Source organism: Mucilaginibacter sp. cycad4 (genome assembly GCF_034263275.1).
Lineage (GTDB): Bacteria > Bacteroidota > Bacteroidia > Sphingobacteriales > Sphingobacteriaceae > Mucilaginibacter.
Map to the genome: position 1 here is coordinate 4,070,897 of NZ_CP139559.1, position 19,848 is coordinate 4,090,744.

Here is a 19,848-nt window from a genome sequence, read left to right on the forward strand (position 1 = left end):
ATAATTAGAAATGTATTGTTAACATTTATATAAATACACATAAAACACCCGTAAATACAACTAAAAGTAAAAAAGTAAGCTATGAATAACTATCAGGCTGTTGCAGTACAGTTTTTGTTTATAAATCGATAACACCACCGACGATAAATTTAATGTACAGTTTACGTTTTGGTTTAATATCGATTATACATTTACTGGTGAAAACAACAGGTATGAAAAAGACTTTTTTAACCTTAGCCCTTGTAATAGTTTGTGTTGCGGCTTGCTTTGCAGCCATTGCCGGAATTGCCGGAAAGTGGGAAGGCAAGCTTGAAACTGAAACCGGTGAAGTTTACCCATTGCTTTATAATTTTCAGATTGATGGGGATAAACTAACCGGCACAGCCAAAACCCCTAAAGGCGATATGCCGATTGAAGACGGCAAAATAACGGGCGACAGTTTCAAATTTACTGTAAGCATCGAAGATATCCATATTTCCCATACAGGTAAATTCTATGGCGATTCGGTAGGTGTTGATATTGAAGCGAACGGTTCAAAAGTACATAGCACTTTAAAAAGGGCGCAATAACCTTGATTTTCCTGATAGCAGGATTACATGATATTTAAATTGCATAAAATATCATGTAATCGTTTCATCCAATAAATCAAGCTTCTTATATTTATCTCAACCAAAATTCAAGTTTATGAAAAAAAAGATTTTTACTACTACACTATTGGTAAGCTGTTTTATGATATGTCTTGCAGCAATAGCTGACCTTAACGGCAAATGGGCTGGCAAACTAATTACAGGCGACGGACAGGAATACCCATTGCTATATAATTTTAAGATTGATGGCGATAAACTGACCGGTACAGCATTAACCCCCGAAGGTGATGTTGATATTAAAGAAGGCAAAACCAACGGCACCGACTTTTCATTTACAGTAGCCACCAGCGGTATCGTGATCCCGCATACAGGTAAATTCCTGGGCGATTCGGTTAGCGTTGAACTGGATATCAATGGCTCCAAAAGCAGCTCGGTATTGAAAAGACCGGTTGAGAAGAAATAAGTTCCCTACTAACATAATAGTCAGGCCGAACTTGTTTCGGCAACCCACCTGCTAAGCAAGCTTGCATGGTTCACCTGCCAGTGGGGTCCTGAAACAAGTTCAGGATGACGCTCCCGATAAAAAACCTTACCCATCAGTAAGGTTTTTCTTTTTTATTAAACTTAAAGGCAATAAAATTGTATATAGTTTAAATTACAGCATATAGATATCTGCTTAAACTATATCAACAATGAAAAAAGAGTTCCTGGTGATTAGTGCGTTCATCATTATTACCGCTTTCAGTTTTATTTCGATGGCCGATATTAACGGCAAATGGATAGGTTCGTTAAAGCTTCCGGGCGATGATCATTTTCCCTTAAGCTACACTTTTAAGGTAGATAGCGGCAAACTTACAGGTACAGCCCACGCTCCGCAGGGGGATGTTGCTATTACCGACGGCATGATCAACGGCGACAATTTTTCATTCAGTATACCGGTACCGGGAGGCAGTTCGCCCCATACGGGTAAAGTTTATGCAGATTCCATTGGCATGAACCTGGTTTACAAGGGCCAGCACCTGCATGCTACGTTGAAAAGAGACAAGCCTTAAGTCGAAAGTTCTAAGTCAAAAGTCTTTAGTCGGATTATGCTTTTAGATTTTTTAACTTTCGACTTAAAGACTGAGACTTCCTACTTAGAACTTTCGACTTAAGATTTAGAACTTAAGAGTGCGGACTTTTAACTAAAGTTGCTTATTAAACGCATAGGGTGTACCTTTGCGCCATGCTGCAACGTATTACAGCCTATTTACTCATCTTTTCGCTGATCACGGTCAACTTCTCGCGCTTTTTCATTTTCGCGGGTTTTGAGCTGAACAGGAATTACATTGCCACCAAACTTTGCGAAAACAGGAACAGACCCTGGCTGCATTGCGATGGCAAATGCTACTTCGCGAAAAAGATCAAACAGGCAGAGGACAAGCAGGCCAGCGACGAAAGGCAGTCGCAAAAGAGCCTCTTCCAGGAGGTTTATGTCATCAGCTCAACTGATGTAAAGTTCCACTCCAGCCTGTTGCAGGTTATTTCAACCCCTTACACCCCAACCGTACCGGCCGATCGCCCGGCTACGATATTCCAGCCTCCGCAGTTAGGATAATCATTTCATTTTTTATTGGTTTTTGATTGATGGTATAGGATAAAAACTATGTCATTGCGAGCAGAGCAATCGCACGCTTTACAGAGTAAGCTTTTTTATCTTTTGCGATAGGATCGTATTTACTACATATGATCGGATTTAAACATTCCGTCATTTCGAGGTACTAAGCAATCCCAAACTGTTTAGAGAGCCTTGCATAGCCACCCTTGCTAATCGGGGATTGCTTCGTACCTCGCAATGACGGGTAGAAGACACCTTTACACTCTCCTGTCAATCAATCCACACCCTACTCTACCCTTTTTTACACGGGGAGGCAACTTCCGTAATACTATATAATGAAACGATATCTAATCCTATTTATAACTTTTATACTTATTAAAACACTGGCTTATAGCCAAACTACCATACAAGGCACAATTACTGATGCCATTACACATGAGGCTATAGCGGGCGCATCAATCTGCAATGCCGATGCTGCTACAGGTGCAAAACTGGGCATGACCAATGCTAAAGGCCACTTCAGCATCAATGCACAGGGCATTACCCGGCTTAAATTTGCCATGGTGGGCTATAGTGCACATATCATTGAAGTATCTGCCATAAAAGGCCAAAAGCTTGATGTAGCGTTAGAGCCCTCACCTGTCGATTTGCAGCCCGTAGTGGTAACCGCCAGTCGTGAAAGCCAGGCCAGGCAGGACGCTCCTATCGCCATCAGCAAGATCAATTCCACCCAAATAAAAGATACCAAAGCTACGGCCCTTTATCAATTACTTAACAAAGTGGCAGGCGTTTACATGGTAAACCTGGGTAATGAGCAACATACCATGGCTATCCGCCAGCCTATTACCTATAACGCGCTTTATTTGTATATGGAAGATGGCGTGCCTATTCGCCCTACAGGGATCTTTAATCATAACTCACTATATGAAATTAACATGTCGGGCGTTAAGGATATCGAAGTGATCAAAGGACCGGCATCATCGCTTTACGGCAGCAATTCAATCGGCGGCGCGGTTAACTTCATTACGCAGGGGCCACCTACAGGCTATGCAGGCAATGTTTCTGCTCAGGGCGATAATTACCATTACCGCCGCGTTGATGCTGATGGTGGTTTCACCCAGGGCAAATTTGGTTTGTATTTAGGCGGATATGTAGCCCACCAAACCGATAGCTGGCAGGACTATTCTGATTTTGATAAATATTCGGCAAATTTCAAAACCACCTATGATTTCAGCGCCAAAACCAAGCTTACTACTTCGGCAGCTTACAACTACCTCAACACCCAAACGCCCGGCAGTTTGGACAGCGCCCATTTTTACGATCGCAGCTACGGCTCCAACCAGCGTTTCACCTATCGCAAGGTAAAATCCTTCCGCGCAGGCACCCGGTTGGACCATCAGTGGGATGATAAGAACAGTACATTTGTAACGCTCTTCTTCCGCAATAACTCAACTGCACAGCTGCCAAGCTATTTTATATCCGATGTTCGCGACGCCAACGGCGTTTACCAGAGCAGCAACGGACAGGTGAACGATCAAAAATTTAACAGCTACGGTTTATTGGCGCAGCACCGGGTTGATTTTGATTTCCTGCATTCGAGGCTGATTGGCGGTGTTTATATAGACAATAGTCCAAGCTCATACTACGCTCAATACCTCGATATCACCAAGGATGTAGCCAACAACTACTACACCGGCTTCAGCAATACCGGCAGGTATATTGATAATTACAAGATCAAGTTGTTTAATACAGCGGCTTATGTTCAGTACGAGATAAAACCTACGGAAGCATTAAGAATAGTTGGCGGTTTACGTTATGACAGGGTTCATTACAACTTTGATAATGAGATCCCCGCCGGGCAAACCAAATACAAACAACAGGAAACCAACAATTTCAACATTGTTGCACCCAAACTGGGCATCACCTATAATCTGGGAAACAACAAAGGTTTTTATGCCAACTACAGCGTAGGTTTTCAACCACCCGAAACCGGCGATTTATACAGCTCGCGTCAGCTTACCCAGCTTAAACAGGCCACTTTTGATAATTACGAAGCCGGCGGCTGGTTCTCGGCCTTTAACAAAAAACTCTACTTTGAATTAAGCATATTCGATCTGGAAGGCCACAACGAAATCATTAACCAATTACTGCCGGATAACACTACGCAAAACCAAAACGCTGGCGCAACACGTCATCGCGGCGTTGAATACTCGCTTACTGTGGCCCCGGTTAAAGAGCTTACCTTCCGGTTTAGTGGTACCAATGCCAAACATACTTATGTTGAATACAGCGAGGTAACCACCAATTACACCACCGGTACTAACACCGTAACCAACTATGACGGCAAACGCATGAACAACGCACCGGCCTGGATTGCCAACTCCGAGCTTACCTACAAGCCGCAATACCTTCCCGGCTTCAGGATAGCGACCGAATGGCAGCACATTAATCATTATTTCACCAACCCCGCCAATACCAAAACCTATTCTGGTTATGATATCTACAACCTGCGTTTAGGTTATGATGTAAAAAGCAGTGTATTGAAAGGCGCAGGCATCTGGTTCAATGTGCTTAACTTAACCAACAAGCTTTATGCAACTACGGTAACCAGCAGTCAGTACGGCGACACTTATAACGCCGCGCCGCCGCGCACCTGTACGCTGGGTATCAGTTATTCATTTTCAAAATATTGATCAATGGCATCTGCAACAGTAAAAAGTAACTTTTATAAATGGCACCGTGTGCTGGGCTTAACGGCCCTCATCCCGGTAATATTCTGGACATTGAGCGGGCTTTCACACCCGTTCATGTCAAACTGGTTCAGGCCCTCAATAGCCTGGGAGGTATTCAAACCCTTAGCTCAAAGCCAGATGAAACCGGAGCTCAGCATTCAACAGGTGTTGGATAAAAATAAGATCTCCATTATCCGCAACTTCGGACTGGTTAATTTTAATCACAACACTTATTACCAGGTGCTGGATAAAGATAGTGTGTACAATTACTACTCGGCCAATGATGGGGCATTGTTAAAAGATGGTGATAAGCTATATGCCACTTATCTTGCCCGCTATTTTACGCAGGATTCAACATCTAACATTAAAAAGTTCGATCTGCAAACAACCTTTGACGGGCAATATCAGCCCATCAATCACCTTCTGCCCGTTTGGAAGATCAGCTTTGACCGTCCCGATGGCATGGACATTTATATTGAAACCAGTCAGAGCCGCATGGGTACATTTAACAACAATACCCGCAAGGCTTTCCTTTGGCTGTTTGAACAGTTCCATACCTGGCAGTTTTTGGCTGATATTGGCGGCGATACTTTCCGCAATGTAGTATTACTCATCATCATGGTGGTAATGCTGTTCGCCCTCATCAGCGGCTTAACTGTTTATGGTTTAATGTGGAATAAGTTTAAATCCGTAACTCAAAAGCGAAAAGAAAATGGCGGTGAGGACACGCGCATCGTTCATCGTTATCACCGGCAGATAGGGCTTATTGTTTCCCTTGTGATGTTTACTTTCGTAATCAGCGGGGCTTTTCACCTTGCCGTAAAACTGCACAATACCGAAACACCAAAACCTGATTATGGGCAGGTGATCAACAGGAAACAGTTGGGTATCTCCAATCTTCGGCTTCCTGTTGCCGATAGTGTCATCAAGAGGATAGCCGTAGTCAGCTTTAATGGCAACAGCTATTACCAGGTAACTGATAATAAAAAGCAGATCTCCTACTTCAACACCTTAACCGGCAAAGAACAAATTAGTGGAGATGAGGATTATGCCCGTTTTTTAAGTACCTATTACCATACCCACCAGGATCCTGACAAGTTTTATGGCAGGGTAAAAGTTAACCAGGTAAGGCAGTTTGATAACGAGTACGGTTTCATCAACAAACGCCTGCCGGTTGAACGGGTAAGCTACGCTGACGGCAGCAATTGGTATATTGAAACTACCTCATCAAAACTGGCTACAAAAGTTGCAGGAATTGACAGGGCCGAAGGGCTTTCTTTTATATTTTTACACAAGTATTTCGGCATGACCTGGGCGGGTAAGGATATCCGCGATATAGTGAGTATGCTGGCCGCCTTAGGTGTGCTGGTAGTATCATTGTTCGGGTTGACCTCATTCATCAAAAACAAATAATCAATGAAAAAAAGCTTTATCATTTTAGCCTTGGCAAGCCTTGTCCTTGGCGCCTGCAACAGTGCGGTTAAAAGCACCGGCAAAACCGACAGCACCTCAACCATAAAGAAAAAAGGCAAATACACCTGTACCATGCACCCCGACCTTACCTTCGATAAACCCGGCACCTGTCCTAAATGCGGCATGGCCCTGGTTGAAAGGGATACTACTGAGGATAAGAAATAGTAAAAGAAACAGTGTCATTGCGAGGAGCAGCACAGGCCAATGCAATGGGGCGACGCGGCAATCTTGTAGCTACACAGGGCGGCTATGCATTAGCTACGAGATTGCCACGCTTCGCTCGCAATGACATATTTTAAATTTTTCAGCTTGCACACGTTGAACAGGTGCTCGATTTCTATCCGTAACAATTACCTCTTCCACCCGTCTCATACTTACAAACAATACAACTTATAACCCTTGTTACAAATAAATCACTAATTTTGGCGCTGATGAAAAAGGTGGAAGTATTAAAACTTATTGACTTGGTTGAAGAGATCAAGAAACTTGATGACCTCATACAACAAAGCCGTAAGAAAAAAACTTCTGACTTTGTGATCAACCAGTACGAGGCAAAAAAGCTTAAACTCATCGGTTCCATCATCACTGAACTGGCCTCCGCTCCCATTCAATCCATCGAAAGCTACCAGCTTATACAAAAGGTACTGAATAAATATTACCCCAATATTTCTGAAGACGCCCCGCTTAACGATGATGATATCAGCAAAATAGCAACCGCTATTTAATTAAAGCTGTTGTTAAAAAGGCGGGTAAATGGATGCCGTTTGCTCCAGCGATTCATCGCCTTTCCAAAACACAGTGCCGGGATGAAAATGTTTCCATGAGTGCCAGTACTCCTGGTAGGCCTGAATTTTAGCCAGGCGCTGCCCTTTTTGCAAACCAGCCAGGCATAAGCCGTCCCAATCCCAAACCGAAGCTGTTTCCTCGTCGGTAAGCATGCCTTTATCATCCAGTTTAAAATGAAGGGTTTTACCACTTACTGATGTATTCCAGGCATGATAACTGAGACTGTCTTTTTCAATGCCAATGAGCAGTGAACTTTTGTTCAACTCATCATTCAGCAGGCGCTTGGCGTACATGTGGCGCCAGTCGTAAGCTTTGGCTTTTCCGTTTATGATCACACCAATTACCCAGCTTTTGCGCATCAGGGAATCTTTATTTTTTATAGTGCTGTCACGGTCGATAGCCTGCACACGGTCGTAGTTTTTCAGGTCGGCATAATCGGTGGTGTATAGCCTGTCTGGTTGTAAAATGAGCGTTTCGGGATGTTTCTGCAACCAGGCGGCAAGGGTTAATTGTTCATAAGGCAGCTCGGTTAATTGTTTTCCTTTCAACTCCCCGACAGCCGCGTTACCGGTAGCCTGGTACCACCAGGTTTTAGTGTTTTCATCTTCAATTATAGCATTATAGTGCCTTGCCCCCACCAGCCTGAAGTTTTGCCTTACACCGTTAATAACCGGACTGTAAACCCTGCCTGTACGGCACATGGTGCAATAGGTAACCAAAACAGGTTTATTGCCTACATTGTCCTGCAATTTATGATGATAGCCCAGGTATATGAGCGGATAAGCCTTGGCTACACCGTTATTTACAACACCTACTACCAGGTAGCTTAGCGGCACCCTGTTTTTCAATCCATTTTCAAAAACAGCTTTTGTGGTTTCTTTAAACATGGTTTCGGCTTTGTACATATAATCGGTTATGTAAAAGCTGCCTATACAAAGCATAAAAACAGCGGCTTTAACGGCCTTTTGTTTAAAGGTATTTTTAGCGTAGAATTTAAATAAGTACCAAACAATGAATAGCAGCCCTATCAGGCGCAGTGGCATGATCACCTTTTCGAGATAGTAACACAGGGTTATGGCATTCAGATCCTGGCTGCCGGGAAATGGCATGAGCAGGTAAGCATGAACAAGGCCGGGCACCACCAGTAAAATGATACCTATCCAAAATATTTTAGCACTGTTCCATCTCATGCTTATTCAATAAATCCTCAGCATTGGGCTGTTACCTCAATAAGTTTATAATTGGTTTATAATTTCCTAATTTATAAAAATTTACATATTACAAAAAATTATCGCCCAAATAAAAACGGTCAGCAATTATTGCTTTTTTCCATTCTCAACGCTTTTGATCTCTTCCTTACGGTCTTTCTTAAAGTCAAAGCTGTTAAATTCCGGCGTTTGCGGCAGGTCAATGGTATAACTTGTCAGCGTTTCAACTTCAATGGTGATATCATCTGCAAGCAAATCAATGATATGGCCGCCACCGGTTTTATCATCAGATAAAAAATGAAAGTGGTAACCGCTGATATGAGCTCCTTCCATCAGCGCAGGGATTTTAAAACCAATAAGATCGCCTTTGATGTTCTTAAAATCAAAAAAGTGCTGCCTGTCAAGCATCGCCGCTAAGGGCAAATAAGGCTTATCAACCGGAGGGAAAGCCCTTGTTTTAACCATACTAAAACTTCCTTTGATGTGGATAGCGTAGATCCCGTTCTGGTTGGTTAAGATACTGTCCAGGTAGCTAAAAAGTGCTGATTTAGATAAGGGCTTATTACACTTATATGTTTTTTCGGCATGAAAAAAGCAAACCACGGCATAAGGAGTTTTGCCTGTATCTGCAAGCAGGGTGGTTTTACCTGTTGCCTGGGTTTGATAAAGTTTACCGTCAAGCACCATGAGCTCGCCATCAAGCTTGCCCGGGGCACCCAAACCAAAATCGCCATGTTGTTTTAGTTGTTTATACGGATAATAAGAATCATACAAGCCGCCAATAAAACCCGCGGCATAACCTGCGCTGAATAAATTTTTATCGGTTGTTTTTTGTTGCGCCGATGCTTTAAGGCTTGTAAAGATAATTAAGAGCGAAAAGCATGTCAGGTATAAATTCTTCATAGGGGAACGTGTTTTTAAAGTGATAAAAGTAGTTCAAAAATTACTCTGGCATCTAACAAAGCCTGTTAAATTTTACTTTGCCCTTACGGGCATAAGAATTACAGGTCTTAAATTTGTTTAAACATTTAAAATAGAAATGATGAAAGTAGAAATATGGTCGGATGTAATGTGCCCGTTTTGTTATATAGGCAAACGCAGGTTCGAGGAAGCACTGGCCGGCTTTGAAGGCAAAGAACAAATTGAGATAGAATGGAAAAGCTTTCAGCTAAACCCCGATCTTAAAACCAACCCCAATATCAGCATTAACCAGTACCTGGCCGATATAAAAGGATGGACGCTTGACCATGCCGAACAGATGAACGATCATGTTACCCAAATGGCAGCACAGGCCGGCCTTACTTATAATTTCAGCAAATCTGTTGTGGCTAATAGTTTTAATGCGCACAGGTTAGCTCATCTGGCAAAAAAACATGGTTTGGGAGATGCCGCCGAAGAAGCTTTGTTCAGGGCATATTTTACCGAAGGCCGCAATATTGATGATACCGAAACCCTTATTGAAATGGGTACGGCGATTGGCCTGAACGCTGAAGAAATTAAACAAACGCTTGAAAGCAACACCTACGCCGACGATGTAAAACACGACATTGCCGAAGCTCAGTATTTAGGTGTACGCGGCGTTCCGTTTTTTGTAATGAACCGCAAATATGCCGTATCAGGAGCACAGGACGTGGCTGTATTTAAAGATACCATTGCAAAAGCGTTTACCGGCTGGCAGGAAGAAAACCCCAAACCTGCATTTGATACAATTGAAGGTGAATCATGCAGCCCCGATGGCGATTGTAAATAATTGAAAAAATTGTAAACTTTTCTTAACATTATTTGTATCAAATAGTTTTTCCAATACGTACAAAGAGCTAAAATACTTATCTTTAACCCGTTAAAACCATAAACTATCACTCTTTGTATATATGAAAAAAATTTACTGTAAAGTAATTACCCTTCTTTTAATAGCAGCTTCTGTAAGTAGCTGCAAACTTGACCCACCTCTCGGCCCGGATAAGGAAATAAAAGCAGTTGCTGTAGTCCCCACCACAAATACAGGTACTGGGACTGGTACTGGTACAGGCACTGGAACAGGTACTGGAACCGGAACTGGAACTGGGACGGGGACGGGGACGGGTACAGGCACTGGAACAGGTACTGGAACCGGAACTGGAACTGGGACGGGGACGGGTACAGGCACTGGAACTGGAACAGGTACAGGAACCGGAACGGGTACAGGCACGGCTGACGATGGTTCTGATTACCCGGCCGCTGCACAGGGAACCATTTCATATCGGGTTGATGGTGGGACAACTATTGTTAAAAGCAGCCCTATGCTTACATCTATCGATCAAAGTCCGATATCTACTACCGGAACTACTATGATTTCGTACATCAGTGGCAATGGTTCGGATATATTTCAGTTAGGAGCCAATACGGTGGTCGCCGGCACTTATGATCTAATAGATTTGAATGTTAATTTAGGTACCAATATAAATGCTACTTTTTTTGGCGGGAAAGTTAAGTTTACAACATTAAATCATTCAAGTACAAGCAAAGGAAATGCAGTGGGCACATTTAAAGCTGAATTTAAAGATTTAAGCACAGGCACAACATATACAGTAGTTGGCTCATTTAACGTAAAAGGATAAAAAGAACAGTATATTTCAGAAAGCGGTCATTTACCTGTAAACTGGTGAAAATGATCGCTTTTTCATTTTAAACAGCTTTAATTCACCTGAAAGTAAAAAACGATTTAGCTATTAAAATTACAATTAATTGCCTTATATTTGCGCTCACAAACACATAGTGTCAAATTGACACTATGATAATATTTTAACATGATCAACTTACCCGATTCAAAAGATACCATTAACAAACTAACGCTCCGCATTGCCGTGGGTGCTATGTTTTTTATGGCGGGGTTAAGTTTCTCCAGCTGGGCATCGCGTATTGCTACTGTTCAGCAAAATTTAGGTTTATCAGATGCCGGTTTAGGGGCAGTATTATTCGCCCTGCCTGTCGGCCTTATGTGTTCCCTGCCTTTTTCGGGCTGGATCATCACCAAAATAGGCAGTAAAAAACTCGTTATCACCGCGCTATTGGTTTATGCTGCCGCATTGGTTAGTTTAGGCCTCGCTCAAAACACTTTTCAGCTTATCATATGCCTGCTTTGTTTCGGCTTTGCAAGTAATTCTGTAAACATTGCAGTAAACACGCAGGCAGTGGCTACCGAGCAGCTTTATCAAAGGCCTATTATGGCATTTTTTCATGGTTTGTGGAGCCTGGCCGGTTTTACCGGGGCAGGGGTAGGCACGTTCATGATAGCCAACGGCGTTATCCCTTTTCATCATTTTTCGTTAATGCTGATTGTGATAGCAATTGGCGTGGCCGTAGCTGCCCGTTACCTGAAAGACGATAAAGTTACCGATACAGGACCTGTATTTGTCATGCCCGATAAATCGCTGATCAAATTAGGCATCATTGCTTTTTGTTCGATGATTTGTGAAGGTGCCATGTTCGACTGGAGCGTGATCTACTTTAAAAAAGTGGTACTTGCCCCCGAAGCGATGGTTGGCATAGGTTTTACTACTTTCATGTTCACCATGGCAGGCGGCAGGTTTATTGCCGATTGGTTTGCACACAAATTTGGTTTAAAACGCACGTTGCAGGTTAGTGGATCACTGACCGCTACAGGACTGTTAATAGCGGTAGCTTTCCCTTATGTTTATACAGCCATGGCAGGCTTTTTACTGGTAGGCGCCGGTGTATCATCTGTAGTGCCAATGGTTTACAGTGTGGCCGGCAAATCAAAAACCATGTCGCCGGGAGTTGCACTGGCAGCAGTATCAACCATTGGTTTTATGGGCTTTTTGATAGGCCCGCCGGTTATCGGTTTTATAGCAGGTATTGCTACACTCAGGGCTTCGTTTATATTGATAGCCTGCATGGGTATCTCGGTAGTAGTGGTATCAACCAAAGCTAAAATTGATTCGGACGATACCAAAGAAGAATTACCGGCCGACGCAGCAACCGTTGATTTTAGCCCTCCTGTTCCAAATCCGCAGCAGCAGGATTAAGCAGGTATTCAAACTGCTCATAGCCATTGTGAAAAATAAATTTCAGCCTTTCCTTCGGTAAATTAATATCCAAAGCCATCAGCGCAAGTGTTTCAGGCAGATTATCCCTTATCAGTTTAAGGTCTGTAACATGCGGCATCTCCACAAAAATATCATCACCCTGCGGCTTGATCTCCCAACCATTTAAATGAGCGTTTTTCAATGTACTTATCCATTTTTGCTGATAGTTATTCATAATATCCGGTTTCATTGATAAATGTTTTATGGCCGGGTTTTGTTTTAATCCGATGTAATCGGCAGATCATCCCGTCCAAAAATCAACTTAATTCCTTAATTTAGGCATCTATGAAACAAAGCTACCCTATTGATAAAATCACGCAGCCGGTAAGCAAATTCATAAACCAGGAACATACCGGCGGCATAGTGCTTTTTATCAGCGTGATTGTTGCTATCATATGGGTAAACTCGCCTTTTCAGCACAGCTACCACCAGCTTTGGGAACTCAAACTATCGCTCGGTTTTGATAAATATGTTTTAAACCATCCCCTGCACCTCTGGATCAATGACGGCCTTATGGCTTTATTTTTCTTTGTGATAGGCCTCGAGTTAAAACGCGAGTTTATGGCCGGCGAATTATCATCCGTAAAAAAAGCCTCATTGCCTATGTTTGCTGCATTGGGCGGAATGCTGGTGCCTGCTTTCATCTTTTTCCTTTTTAATACAGGTAAGCCGTCAGCTCATGGCTGGGGGATCCCGATGGCTACAGATATAGCCTTTGCGCTGGCTTTACTATCTATGGCGGGCAAACATATTCCATCTTCTGTAAAAGTTTTCCTGTCGGCATTGGCTGTAGCTGATGACCTTGGCGCGGTATTGGTAATTGCCCTGTTTTATAGCAGCCATATAGCGCTTGTGCCGCTTACTATTGGAGTTTGGCTGCTGGTGATGCTGCTTATCGGCAATAAAATGGGGATCAGGAGCACAGCTTTTTATTTGATCATAGGCTTCGCTGTTTGGATAGCTTTTTTACTTTCGGGAGTCCATGCAACTATTGCGGGTGTATTGGTGGCTTTTACCATTCCTGCCCGTACCCGCATCAGCGAAATCAGTTACACCCAATCTGTAAAGCAATACCTTACCGATTTTGAAAACGAGCAACCCAACAACAGCACGCTTATAACGCCCGAACAGCACCACATTATTGATAAAATAAAAAAGCTGAGCCTTGATGCAGAAACACCGCTGCAGAAAATTGAACACATCCTGCACCCCTGGGTAGCCTTCATCATCATGCCGCTTTTTGCTTTAGCCAATGCCGGGATTGTTGTCGGTCATGACTTTTTCTCATCGTTGGCTAACCCTGTTAGTATGGGTGTAGCTGTAGGCTTGCTTGCCGGGAAATTTACAGGGGTATTGCTGTTCACCTGGCTTATGGTAAAATTTGGTGCACAGTTACCGGCTGGTTCATCATGGAAACAAATGACCGGCGTAGCCTTACTTGCAGGCGTAGGCTTCACCATGTCCCTTTTTATATCGGCGTTAGCCTTTGATCATGCCGAAATGATTGACCAGGCAAAGTATGGGATTTTATTGGCTTCGTTGTTGGCGGGGATATCAGGAGTGGTTGTTTTAAAGAACCCCACCCAAACCCTCCCCAAAGGGGAGGGCTTATAAAGATTTTCAAAAAGTCTCCCCTACCGGGGAGATTATTCGCAATTAATTTGTTTTTAGCGCTCATGAGGGCTACGCCGTTTAGAGGGGGCTCCAATTCGGCTTACCATAAATCCCCAATGGCGTTATGCGGTTTTGGAAAATGGTTTGCGGGTTGTTGTAAAACTTTATAAAATCATCGGCGCTGGTTTGGCCGGGGTACGGAACATAATAGTGATGATCGTTTCCGTTGCGCCAGGCCATTACGTATGATACTTTGTGCTTAGCAAGGGTTTGCAGCAATACCTCCGTCCACCAGTTTTGCATGGGGATACCTTCATAGCCGGTTTCGGGCAGGCATGACATTTTATGGTGTTTCGCGGCGATGACATCAACAATGGCAAGGCGCTTATCCAGTTTAGTTTGATAGCTTTCTACGCTGTTGGTACAGTAATTATCAAAGCCTATAAAATCGGCATAAGCATCGCCGGGATAGCGTTCCAAAAACTCATCTTCCGATTCAAAATCGGCTGCCGAATATACGATGAGCAGGTTATGCAGCTTCTTTTTATCCCGCAGGTAATCGATAGTAAAGCGCCACAGGGTTTTGAATTCATCGGGCGTACAGGTGTTTTTGCACCACCAAAACCAGTTACCTGTAAGCTCATGGAAGGGCCGGAACAATATCGGGATAGCCTCGCCCTCCGGCCCTTTCAGATCAGCTAAATAATTGGCGGCACGATCAAGATATCCAACATATACCTCATGAAACGCACCACCCGGGATAAGATCTTTTATGGTACGCTGCGTGGTATCCCAGGCGGTTTTACCATTGGCCGGGTTATCCATATGCCAGCAAAAAGTATTGATACCGCCCAGCGCATAAACATCCTTAACAAACTGCTTTTGCTGCTCAAAGGCAATACCGTTAATATCATGAATGCTGTCATGCTCAATCCTGGCCAGATCCCAGCCATACAGGGCAGGGTATGATCCGGTGACACTTTTAACGTCTGAACGGCCGGGTTCATTACGCCATCCCACACCATAAGCCAGGTCATCATGATGACCAAATATTACACCCACGTTGAGCAGGCGCTGCATACTGTAAAAAAGCTGCCGGGTTTCGGCTGTGGCTCGTTTATCGGCAGGGTCAAACAGTTGCGCCATAGCGGTTGAGCTATGGATCAGCAGGCATAAAATAATAATCCCTTTAAAAGCTTTGCTCATTAACGTTTCCCTTTATTTCTTACGTTCATTTTACCTAACGCCCAAATTAACGCATTCAAATACAATCCCTACAGGCAGATGTGTTATTTTTTATCAGTCACCAAAAATACCACTCCCCTTGCCGGTACGCTCACTTTGATCCCGCCGCTGGTAGCAGTTGAGCTGGCTGCTATGGTTTTATAATTCGACGGGCCACCATAAGCTATCGCCGGACCATTACCGTTCACCAGCACTTTGGTCGAAAACTCGCCGTTGTCGGTACCGCCTTTAAGCGTATAGTAATAATAATTGCTGCCGGTATAATAGTTTTTAAAGTTGATGTTCACCACCTGGTCGGTTGTGCTTTTATTAACCAGTATTACACCGGCCTCGCCCGAGTTAAAGGATGAAGCATAACTCACAATATCCGAGCTGCCACTAACAAACGAACTGATCATCCTATCGCCAAAATATTTCTGAAAGTAATACATATAATAAAATGCAGGACGAGGTGTAAAATCAGGAGCATCTGGCTGACCAATGCTGAACAAACCATGGTCATCGCCCGGATGGTTAGTGTCCCAGCTGTTTGCAAGGTCCCATCTGCTGGCCTGGCCGTACTGATCTTTAATAGTTTCGCCCAAAACCATTACAGCATGCACCCCGGCAATGTTAGAGATCTGCTGCCTGGAACCTGATGAAAATATATTCCATTCGGTAAGCGCAATAGGTTTTTGGGCCACACCAGCAGTTTGTATAGCTCCTTTAACATAATCCATCATCGTTTTTGAGGAAACGGGAGCGGTGTTGAGGATGGTTATCGCGTTTGAATTTTCGTTATAATTAGTATAGTAGTTATGCACTATAAAAAAGTCGGCCTTGTCACCTATCTGACCCAAAACTCCAGGGTTCCAGTTGGTTACTATGGTAGGATTTGAATTATCGGCACTTTCATGCAGTACAGCGCCAATTTTTATAGTCACACCAATATCTGCGGCAGCTTTACGCATCGAATCGGCAAAAACCTTAAAATGTTTGCCATACAAATCGCCGGTGAGTATGGCAGGCTGACCGTCTTTATTTTTGCTTACATCAATGCGGTAACAGGCCTCCCAATTGCCATAACATTCGTTGCCAACTTCCCAATATTTTGTTTTGCCTTTATCATACCTTACCCATTGCGCGGCCAGGTGCGCAGCAGTAGCTACCGGATCGGCGCTGGTACCGTAACGGGCATAGGCATAATTTACAGTGATAATACCGGTAGTATTTGTTTTTTGCAAAAGGCTGTAATAGTTGCTTAAACTTAATGACCAGCTATCGTTTACATTACCACTCCAGTAACCAGTATTCGTATCAACCGAGCCATCCGCTTTCAGGGGATGATCGGGCACATCGGCAGGTTTACCGCCGGCAGCTAAATCCCAGAAATAAATATCAGAGATACTTCCCCCGGGTGCGCGGATGATATTGGGCGACAGGTTAGTAATATTAGTCACCGTACCGCCATCTGTGTACTGGCCTGTAAACGGGTTGATGTTATTACCAAACAGGTATTTGGATACTTTTGATACCACCTGGCTAAAATCGGCAGTAACGGTTATGGATGTGCTGGCTGTTGGTTTGGCTGCATCAACGGTGGCAGGTTTAGTGAAAGTTTTGCCCTGCCAGTCGTCAAGGAAAAAGCCCTGAGTTGCCGCTACCGAAGGATCAGTTGGCGCCGTAACAGGGCCTGTCGCGCCGCCGTTACCGGGGTCAACAACAACAGGTGTTGGATCGGGCGCGGGTTTGCTGCCCTTTTTACATGCCCCCATGATCAAGAGGGCCAGCGGCAAAACCGCTATAAATGTTTTTAATAATTTCATGTCAATATTTTTATCCGTTTAATGATTTCAATACATGCACGACTGTTGTGGTAAGGGCATTTCCAAAGCCCTGCTTTGTCTTCGCCGGGCATAATACTGCCATCGGCCTTAATGCCCCAAAACCACTCACCATTTTGTTTATCTAATATTTTATCTTTTACAAAAGCCCAGTTGCTAAGTACCAGTTGAAGATATTTATCATCCTCGCTTATCTGCCAGGTATTGTAAAAGCCTACCATCGCTTCGGCCTGCACCCACCAGTGTTTTTCTTTAATGAGATGATCATCTGCCGGTTCATATTCGTACCATAAGCCGCCATCAGTATCCAGGCCTTGTAATGTTGCATTTGCTATCGCGATACAAATATCCTTGATCTTTCCCGTCATTTCATGGTTACCGATAACTTCCGCCGCTTCAAGCAAAAGCCAGGTAGCCTCGATATCGTGGCCATATGAAACGGTATCCGATCTGCGGTTCCAATCCTCATCAAAAAACAGCACAAGGTGATTAGCTTCTGCATCAATAAAATGATCAAAAAAGTTATTGATCAGGCTTTCGAGCTGCTGTTTAAGCCCATCATCGGGCCAGATGCGGTACAGGTTGGTATAAGCTTCCAGTACATGCAGATGGGTGTTCATGGTCTTTTTTTCATTGGCATCTTTTGCGCTCAAACGCAGATCACCCAACTGCTGCCAATTACGGGTAAAAGCTTCGAGATAGCCTGTTTGATCCTTGTCGTAGCTTTTATCAACTAAAAGATGATACAGGCCGATGGCTTCCTGCTTTACCGTTTCCTGTTTTGAAGCTATATAGTACTCGCTTAGTGCATAAATGGTAAAGGCGTTGGCATATACCTGCTTCTTGGTATCCAACTTATCGCCTTTATAATCAACCGACCAATACACACCGCCAAATTCATCATCAACAAAATGAGCTTTGATATAATCATACGCCCGCTTAGCCGCCTGTAAATAAGCGTCATCGGCGTTTTGATTATAAGCAGCCGAGAAGCTCCACAGGATGCGCGCGTTTAACACCGAACCTTTTGGAGCATCGGGGGTAATTTGGTTATCATTGTTGATCTTGCCCCAAAAACCACCGTTTACTTCATCTACAGTATAGTTAAGCCAATAGTTGAGTATGTTTTTTAACTCATCTGTTAATTCGTTACTGAAGATGACAAGCTGATCTTTTAACATAGCGTTTGATGATTGGGATGTATTATTTGTCATAGTTTACAGGCATACCTCTCCCATAACAGCTTTTATCACACTGTTGGGGAGGAATGGTTTTAGATGTTTAGTAAATAGTTGGCCTTAGTAAGCAAGTGTTTCGCTGTTTGAAAGGAACACACCCCTCCGCCCCTCTCAAGAGCAGGGCTGTTGCATTCTAATTTAATAGTTGTTTTAACCTGTTGATATCGTTGCAAACAAGCCTTTGCGCTTGTGCGAGGTTTGGGTAATCATTTATTCTAAATACATTAATAACTATGTTTCTGAACACAGAAGTATTTTCAGGCGCATTGGATGTTCTAATTCGTGAAGCGTCTTCGTTAAATGTCACGTCCTTTACCCAATGAAGACTGTTTTCTATACTCCAATGGCTTTTAATACCATGGCAGAATGTTTGCGCATTACCGATTAAGCTACTGATGAAAAAGGCGTATTCTTCCCGGATACCTCCTTTTTCTTTTACCCAGCGATGCACTTTAATAAGTTGGCTTACCCCAGCCCATGTGTTACTGATTTCCTCTGTTCCCGGGTACACCCAAACTGTTCTACGTTCTATTCGCCCTTTGTTTTTCAACAACTCAACAAACTTACTACAAACCATTGCCTCGTCCGATGTAATGGTTTCGATCTTTTTGTAAAGGTTCTTTTGATTCTTCTTCACGCCTATTATATAATTGTTATCTGTATCAATAATAGCATCTACCGTTTTTTTTGACAATGTAATGCGTCAAGTGTAAACGTTACCCCCTGTAATCCTAAACTGGAAATAAGCTGTTGAACTACAGAGATTTCACTTTGTTTTGAGTTGTCAACTAAACCATGGCCAACGACTTGATTACTCCTGCTACTATACAAGCTTACCAGGCTTACAAATCGTTGTTTGTCAAGAGAATAATCGCTCATCGTCCCTTTCATTGCCTTACCATCTATATGTAGCCATTCATTTTTAGACAAATCAATATGCTGACTGGCCCATTTATGGAAACTCTCATTTAAGCTGTTAAAGTCTAAATCTTGTATTACACGTCTTATAGTATAAAAGCTTGGAAGGCGGGCTTTATTAGGCTGAAAGAAGGCCAAAAGATCGACTTCATTCCGCTTTATAAAATCACCCATCGAACGATAGCCATGATAACCGCTCATTGTACTCATTAACACAAGCAACAGAATGAAAGTCTGGTCATGGCGCTGGCCTGCCTTTCGCCTTATATCCGGTAACTCTGATAAATACGCTAATATGCTCTTATCCATCCTAACTTTTTTGACCTCAAGTTAACTTATAATATTTAGAATGCAACAGCCCTGCTCTCAAGAGGGGGCGCGTTGGGCGGCGTGGTGGCAGGGGGTGTGTCTCGTCACGCGACAAGTAACACACCTCCGCCCCTCTCAAGAGGGAACCGCACCGCCCCTGCTTGAAAAGTTTATTTATAACCGCCTTTTAAATCCCCTCTTGAGAGCGCGTTGGGCGGCGTGGTGGCAGGGGG

The 19,848-nt window shown here is 43.4% G+C and carries 18 protein-coding genes and 1 pseudogene; 12 read left to right on the forward strand and 7 right to left on the reverse strand.

The annotated features are described in order from the left end of the window. The first annotated feature begins 212 nt into the window (after positions 1–212). From SNE26_RS16295 to SNE26_RS16330, 8 genes are all read left to right on the forward strand, one after another. Entirely contained in the window at positions 213–569 is a 357-nt protein-coding gene (locus SNE26_RS16295; protein WP_321554995.1) for a hypothetical protein, read from the forward strand. Between the two features lie 115 nt (positions 570–684). Continuing rightward, positions 685–1,050, forward strand: coding sequence for a hypothetical protein (locus SNE26_RS16300; protein ID WP_321554996.1), 366 nt, complete (start codon positions 685–687; stop codon positions 1,048–1,050). Between the two features lie 229 nt (positions 1,051–1,279). After that, positions 1,280–1,639: a hypothetical protein gene (locus tag SNE26_RS16305; protein ID WP_321554997.1), complete on the forward strand. Its 360-nt coding sequence runs from the start codon at positions 1,280–1,282 to the stop codon at positions 1,637–1,639. Between the two features lie 173 nt (positions 1,640–1,812). Beyond that, on the forward strand, positions 1,813–2,184 hold the full coding sequence (locus SNE26_RS16310) for a hypothetical protein (RefSeq protein ID WP_090528324.1): 372 nt from the start codon (positions 1,813–1,815) through the stop codon (positions 2,182–2,184). 335 nt (positions 2,185–2,519) lie between these two features. Beyond that, on the forward strand, positions 2,520–4,877 hold the full coding sequence (locus SNE26_RS16315) for a TonB-dependent receptor (RefSeq protein WP_321554998.1): 2,358 nt from the start codon (positions 2,520–2,522) through the stop codon (positions 4,875–4,877). 3 nt (positions 4,878–4,880) lie between these two features. Next, on the forward strand, positions 4,881–6,329 hold the full coding sequence (locus SNE26_RS16320) for a hypothetical protein (protein ID WP_321554999.1): 1,449 nt from the start codon (positions 4,881–4,883) through the stop codon (positions 6,327–6,329). Between the two features lie 3 nt (positions 6,330–6,332). Further along, positions 6,333–6,554: a heavy metal-binding domain-containing protein gene (locus SNE26_RS16325; protein ID WP_321555000.1), complete on the forward strand. Its 222-nt coding sequence runs from the start codon at positions 6,333–6,335 to the stop codon at positions 6,552–6,554. A gap of 266 nt (positions 6,555–6,820) precedes the next feature. Next, positions 6,821–7,114, forward strand: coding sequence for a hypothetical protein (locus SNE26_RS16330; protein WP_321555001.1), 294 nt, complete (start codon positions 6,821–6,823; stop codon positions 7,112–7,114). Positions 7,115–7,126: 12 nt separating this feature from the next. Here the strand turns inward: SNE26_RS16330 and SNE26_RS16335 are convergent, their stop codons facing one another. Both SNE26_RS16335 and budA read right to left on the reverse strand, forming a co-directional pair. Continuing rightward, positions 7,127–8,365 carry a DUF3179 domain-containing (seleno)protein gene (locus SNE26_RS16335; RefSeq protein WP_321555002.1) on the reverse strand — a complete coding sequence of 413 codons (1,239 nt, stop codon included), beginning with the start codon at positions 8,363–8,365 and terminating at the stop codon, positions 7,127–7,129. Between the two features lie 126 nt (positions 8,366–8,491). Beyond that, positions 8,492–9,286: an acetolactate decarboxylase gene (gene budA / locus SNE26_RS16340; protein ID WP_321555003.1), complete on the reverse strand. Its 795-nt coding sequence runs from the start codon at positions 9,284–9,286 to the stop codon at positions 8,492–8,494. A gap of 136 nt (positions 9,287–9,422) precedes the next feature. Here budA and SNE26_RS16345 point away from each other — a divergent pair, with 136 nt between their 5' ends. From SNE26_RS16345 to SNE26_RS16355, 3 genes are all read left to right on the forward strand, one after another. Further along, positions 9,423–10,133: a DsbA family oxidoreductase gene (locus tag SNE26_RS16345; RefSeq protein ID WP_321555004.1), complete on the forward strand. Its 711-nt coding sequence runs from the start codon at positions 9,423–9,425 to the stop codon at positions 10,131–10,133. 121 nt (positions 10,134–10,254) lie between these two features. Next, positions 10,255–10,980 (forward strand): hypothetical protein, encoded by a 726-nt coding sequence (locus SNE26_RS16350; RefSeq protein ID WP_321555005.1) that lies wholly within the window; start codon positions 10,255–10,257, stop codon positions 10,978–10,980. 189 nt (positions 10,981–11,169) lie between these two features. Then, positions 11,170–12,408 carry an MFS transporter gene (locus SNE26_RS16355; protein ID WP_321555006.1) on the forward strand — a complete coding sequence of 413 codons (1,239 nt, stop codon included), beginning with the start codon at positions 11,170–11,172 and terminating at the stop codon, positions 12,406–12,408. Here SNE26_RS16355 and SNE26_RS16360 read toward each other — a convergent pair. Beyond that, a complete protein-coding gene (locus tag SNE26_RS16360; protein WP_090528351.1) occupies positions 12,371–12,658 on the reverse strand; it encodes a hypothetical protein in 288 nt (95 codons plus the stop codon). The genes SNE26_RS16355 and SNE26_RS16360 overlap by 38 nt on opposite strands. A gap of 95 nt (positions 12,659–12,753) precedes the next feature. Here SNE26_RS16360 and nhaA point away from each other — a divergent pair, with 95 nt between their 5' ends. Continuing rightward, complete coding sequence (nhaA, locus tag SNE26_RS16365; RefSeq protein ID WP_321555007.1) at positions 12,754–14,082, forward strand: Na+/H+ antiporter NhaA; 1,329 nt, start codon at positions 12,754–12,756, stop codon at positions 14,080–14,082. A 78-nt stretch (positions 14,083–14,160) separates the two neighbouring features. On the opposite strand, the gene SNE26_RS16370 is transcribed toward nhaA, so the two are convergent. From SNE26_RS16370 to SNE26_RS29555, 4 genes and pseudogenes are all read right to left on the reverse strand, one after another. Next, complete coding sequence (locus SNE26_RS16370; protein WP_321555008.1) at positions 14,161–15,288, reverse strand: glycosyl hydrolase; 1,128 nt, start codon at positions 15,286–15,288, stop codon at positions 14,161–14,163. An 83-nt stretch (positions 15,289–15,371) separates the two neighbouring features. Further along, positions 15,372–17,132 carry an alpha-L-arabinofuranosidase gene (locus SNE26_RS16375; RefSeq protein WP_321555009.1) on the reverse strand — a complete coding sequence of 587 codons (1,761 nt, stop codon included), beginning with the start codon at positions 17,130–17,132 and terminating at the stop codon, positions 15,372–15,374. Then, positions 17,129–18,364, reverse strand: coding sequence for an AGE family epimerase/isomerase (locus SNE26_RS16380; protein ID WP_321555010.1), 1,236 nt, complete (start codon positions 18,362–18,364; stop codon positions 17,129–17,131). Before SNE26_RS16380 ends, SNE26_RS16375 begins: the two co-directional genes overlap by 4 nt. A gap of 157 nt (positions 18,365–18,521) precedes the next feature. Further along, positions 18,522–19,615 (reverse strand): annotated as a pseudogene (locus tag SNE26_RS29555) (ISAs1 family transposase). Positions 19,616–19,848: the final 233 nt, after the last annotated feature.